The 3,817-nt window shown below is 73.6% G+C and carries 5 protein-coding genes and 1 pseudogene; 4 read left to right on the top strand and 2 right to left on the bottom strand.

Translation table 11 applies throughout. The features are described 5' to 3' along the window. The 4 genes and pseudogenes from JNW89_RS30465 to rarD all read left to right on the top strand — a co-directional run. Positions 1-258 (top strand): annotated as a pseudogene (locus tag JNW89_RS30465) (type VII secretion protein EccE); the annotation flags it as partial. Positions 259-314: 56 nt separating this feature from the next. Next, on the top strand, positions 315-701 hold the full coding sequence (locus JNW89_RS30460) for a phage holin family protein (RefSeq protein ID WP_088959258.1): 387 nt from the start codon (positions 315-317) through the stop codon (positions 699-701). Positions 702-812: 111 nt separating this feature from the next. Next, positions 813-1,298: a GNAT family N-acetyltransferase gene (locus tag JNW89_RS30455; RefSeq protein ID WP_238451703.1), complete on the top strand. Its 486-nt coding sequence runs from the start codon at positions 813-815 to the stop codon at positions 1,296-1,298. Continuing rightward, positions 1,295-2,218, top strand: coding sequence for an EamA family transporter RarD (rarD, locus tag JNW89_RS30450; protein ID WP_238451702.1), 924 nt, complete (start codon positions 1,295-1,297; stop codon positions 2,216-2,218). The genes JNW89_RS30455 and rarD overlap by 4 nt, the downstream gene beginning before the upstream one ends. 7 nt (positions 2,219-2,225) lie before the next feature. On the opposite strand, the gene JNW89_RS30445 is transcribed toward rarD, so the two are convergent. Together JNW89_RS30445 and JNW89_RS30440 are read right to left on the bottom strand one after the other, a co-directional pair. After that, a complete protein-coding gene (locus JNW89_RS30445) occupies positions 2,226-2,924 on the bottom strand; it encodes an anti-sigma factor (protein ID WP_238451701.1) in 699 nt (232 codons plus the stop codon). Continuing rightward, positions 2,921-3,415 carry a sigma-70 family RNA polymerase sigma factor gene (locus JNW89_RS30440; RefSeq protein WP_088959261.1) on the bottom strand — a complete coding sequence of 165 codons (495 nt, stop codon included), beginning with the start codon at positions 3,413-3,415 and terminating at the stop codon, positions 2,921-2,923. The genes JNW89_RS30445 and JNW89_RS30440 overlap by 4 nt, the downstream gene beginning before the upstream one ends. Positions 3,416-3,817: the final 402 nt, after the last annotated feature.

The raw sequence follows: 3,817 nt of genomic DNA, 5'->3' as shown, positions 1-3,817 counted from the left end.
ACCCTGGTGGTCCGGGACGAGCTGACCGCGGCCGACGCGGACACCCTGGGGCGGGCCGACCTGGCGGTGCTACAACCGCTGGACCAGCGGGAGGCGGTGCTGGCCGGCGCGGCGCTCGGGCTCGGCGGGTCGGCGGAGTGGCTGACCCGGATCCGGGACGACATGGTGGCGGTGGTCAACCGCCGGGCGCTGCGCTGGGCGCTGCTCTCGCCCACCCCGATCGAGTCGCAGCTGATCGGCCGGCCGGCCCGCCGCTGAAGCCGGGGGTACGCGGAGGGTTCCCCGACTGGACCGTGCGTGGCACGATCCCCGCCATGGGTTTTCTGAAGGGCCTCCTGATCCGGCTGGGCTCCACCGCGGTCGCCTTCTGGCTGGCGACGCTGCTCATCCCGGGCATCACCCTGGACTCCGACTCGGCCGTCGAGACGGTCACCACGCTGCTGCTGGTGGCGGTGATCTTCGGCGTGGTCAACGCGGTGCTCCAGCCGATCATCAAGTCCGTCGGCTGCGGCTTCTACCTGCTGACCCTCGGCCTGATCGCGCTGGTGGTCAACGGCCTGCTCTTCCTGTTGACGAGCTGGATCGCCGGCGAGGCCGGGCTGCCGTTCCACGTCGACAGCTTCTGGCCCGAGGCGGTGCTCGGCGCGCTCTTCGTCAGCATCGTGACCTGGATCCTCGGCGCCATCCTCGACCGCGACTGACCCCGGCGCGCCCGGGCGGGACGCGCAGGCGCGACGCCCGGGCGGGAACGGCGGCCAGTGGTCGGGAATTGGCTCGCGCGGGCCGGGGGCGTCTTGGCTAGCGTGGCCGGGGTGTTCACCCTGACCCGCGACGACGGCTACCTGCTCAGCACCGATCCCGACCGGATCGACCTCGACCGGGTGCACCGCTGGCTCTCCACGGACGCGTACTGGGCGCTCGGCCGGAGCCGGGAGACGGTGGTGGCCTCGTTCGCCGGCTCGATCCCCTACGGCGTCTACGCCGGGGGCGAGCAGGTGGCGGTGGCCCGGGTGATCACGGACCGGGCCACCTTCGCCTGGCTCTGCGACGTCTACGTCGCGCCGTCGGAGCGCGGTCGCGGGCTGGGCACCTGGTTGGCCACCGCCGTCCGGGACCACCTGGCCGGGCTGGGGGTGCGCCGGATCCTGCTGGCCACCCACGACGCCCACGGGGTGTACGCGAAGGTCGGCTTCGCCCCGGTCGAGCCGGGCCGCTGGATGGAGTGGGACCACCGTCCGGTGAAGCCGGTCACCGGAAAGGAACACCCGCCCGCCGCGCCCCTTACGGTGGAAGGGTGAATCCAGTCCGGCTCGGCTACCTGTACGGCTTCGGCGCGTACCTGCTCTGGGGCTTCTTTCCGATCTATTTGAAGCTGCTGCGACCGGCCGGACCGGTGGAGATCCTGGCCCACCGGATCGTCTGGTCGGTGGTCTTCGTGGCGCTGCTGCTGGCCGCGATGCGCAACATCGGCTTCCTGCGCGCGTTGGCCCGCCGGCCCCGGACGCTGGCCGCCATCGTCGTCGCGGCCGCGCTGATCGCGGTGAACTGGGGCACCTACATCTACGGGGTCAACTCCGACCGGGTGGTGGAGACGGCGCTGGGGTACTTCATCAACCCGCTGGTCGTGGTGCTGCTCGGCGTGTTCGTGCTGCGCGAGCGGCTGCGTCCGGCGCAGTGGGCGGCGCTCGGCGTCGGCGCGGCGGCCGTCGTGGTGCTGACCGTCGACTACGGCCGGCTGCCGTACCTGGCGTTGACGCTCGCGTTCAGCTTCGCCGGGTACGGCCTGGTCAAGAAGCGGCTCGGGCTGCCCGCCGCGGAAGGGCTCTTCGTCGAGTCCGCGGTGCTGGCGCTGCCCGCCCTGGCGTACCTGGGGTGGCTGGCGTGGCGCGGCGAGTCGACCTTCGGGCACGTCTCGCTCGGGCACACCCTGCTGCTGGTGCTCGCCGGTGCGGCCACCGCCGTTCCGCTGCTGCTCTTCGCCGGGGCGGCCAACCGGCTTCCGCTGTCCGGCCTGGGCATGTTGCAGTACCTCGCGCCGATCCTCCAGCTCGGCTGCGGGGTGCTGATCTTCCACGAGCCGATGCCGCCGGCCCGACTGGCCGGCTTCGCGCTGGTCTGGGTGGCGCTGATGGTCTTCACCGTCGACGCGGTGCGGCACACCCGCCGCACCCGGGCCGCCGCCCGTACCCCGATCCCGGTCACCGCCGGCACGCGGTGACCGGAACTCAGCGCACGTCGTAGCCGAGCACGGCGGTGCCGTCGGCGCGGACCAGCTCCAGCCGGACCAGCTCCGCGTCGGTGAAGCGGGTCGCGCCGCTGAGGCGTACCTCGTCGCCGGGCGCGGCCAGCCACGAGCCGATCTGCTCCGTGGCGCCGTCCGGGCCGTGCGCCACCAGCCGGAACGTGTACGCCTTGCCGTAGCCGGCGGTCGCGTCGTACCCGCAGCGCATGGTGACCTCGGTGCCCCAGTCGGTGCCGGTCAACCCGATCTCGGCGTGCACCGGGGCCTTCGCCGCCACCGGCTGCATGGCGACCATCCGCACCGCCTGGACGGTCGGCCCGGGCGGGGTGGGAGGCCGCAGCACGGCCGCGCCCCCGACGCCCACGACCAGGGCGAGCGCGGCGGCGGCCAGCGTGGTCAGGGCGTACCGTCGGCGCGCGCCGGATCGCTCCCGGCGCCGGTGCTCCCGCGCGGCGGAGAGCAGCGCGGGCACCCGGTTCGGCTCCTGCGGCGGGGGCAGGAACTCGTCCAGCGCGGCCGGGTCGAGCCGGCCGAGCAGCCCGGGCAGCACGGCGATCTCGCCGACCGCCTCCCGGCACGCCGCGCAGCCGGCCAGGTGCCGCTCGTAGGCGGCGCGGTCGGCGGGAGCGAGGGCGCCCAGCACGTACGCGCCGTCGTCGTGCGCGAACTCGCAGCGGGTCATCCGGTCACCCCCATCTCGGCCAGGACCAACCGTAGTGAGCGCAGCGCGTAGTGCGTGCGGGACTTGACCGTCCCCGGTGGCACCCCCAGCCGGGCGGCCGCCTCGGCCACCGAACGGCCCTGGTAGAAGCACTCGACCAGGACCTCCCGGTGGGTGGGGCTGAGCCGGTTCAGGGCCTCGGCGACGGTCCACGCCTCCACCGCGCGCTCCGCTTCGTCGACCGCCTCCGGCGGCTCGGGCAGGTCGTCGGTGAACACCTCACCGACCCGGGTGGACCGGCGCCGCCAGGCGTCGATCGCCAGGTTCCGCGCCGTGGTGAAGAGCCAGGCGCGGACGGAGCCGCGCCGCGGGTCGAGCGACTCGGGGTGGCGCCAGGCCCGCAGCAGGGTCTCCTGCACCAGGTCCTCGGCCCGGGTACGGTCGCCGTTGACCAGTCGGAGCGCGTGCGCGTACAGCGCCTCCGCGTGCTCGTCGTGCAGCGCGCGCAGCAGTTGGGCGTCGTGGTCGCTGATGGTGATCCCCTCGCTCTCCGCGGCGAGTGCGGCGAATGCGTTCGCCCGTGGATACGCGCCGTCACGCCGATCGGTTCACCTGCGACCGCTGTTCACATCCGGTTCACGCCGAGTCCGGCGACCGCTCACCGCGCCCTGGCAGCCTCCGGCCGGTACGCACGTCGATCGGATGATCCGGCGTGCCACCGACCTTGCTTCCAGGAGGCTCGTGAAATGAGCGACCGTCCCCGGCTGCTGCCGTTGCTGGGCGCCACCCGCCACGGCAGCCGCGATGCGATGACCTGTCTGTACCGGTGCGGCAACGCCTGCGACCACCCGGTGCCCAATTCTTCCGACAACGCGTACTTCGGGGACCTGGTGGCGGCCGAGGTGTCCCGGCGC

The organism is Micromonospora sp. 4G55 (assembly GCF_016803375.1).
The sequence above is the reverse complement of the archived record's forward strand: the minus strand, read 5'-3'. Positions and strand labels throughout refer to the sequence as shown.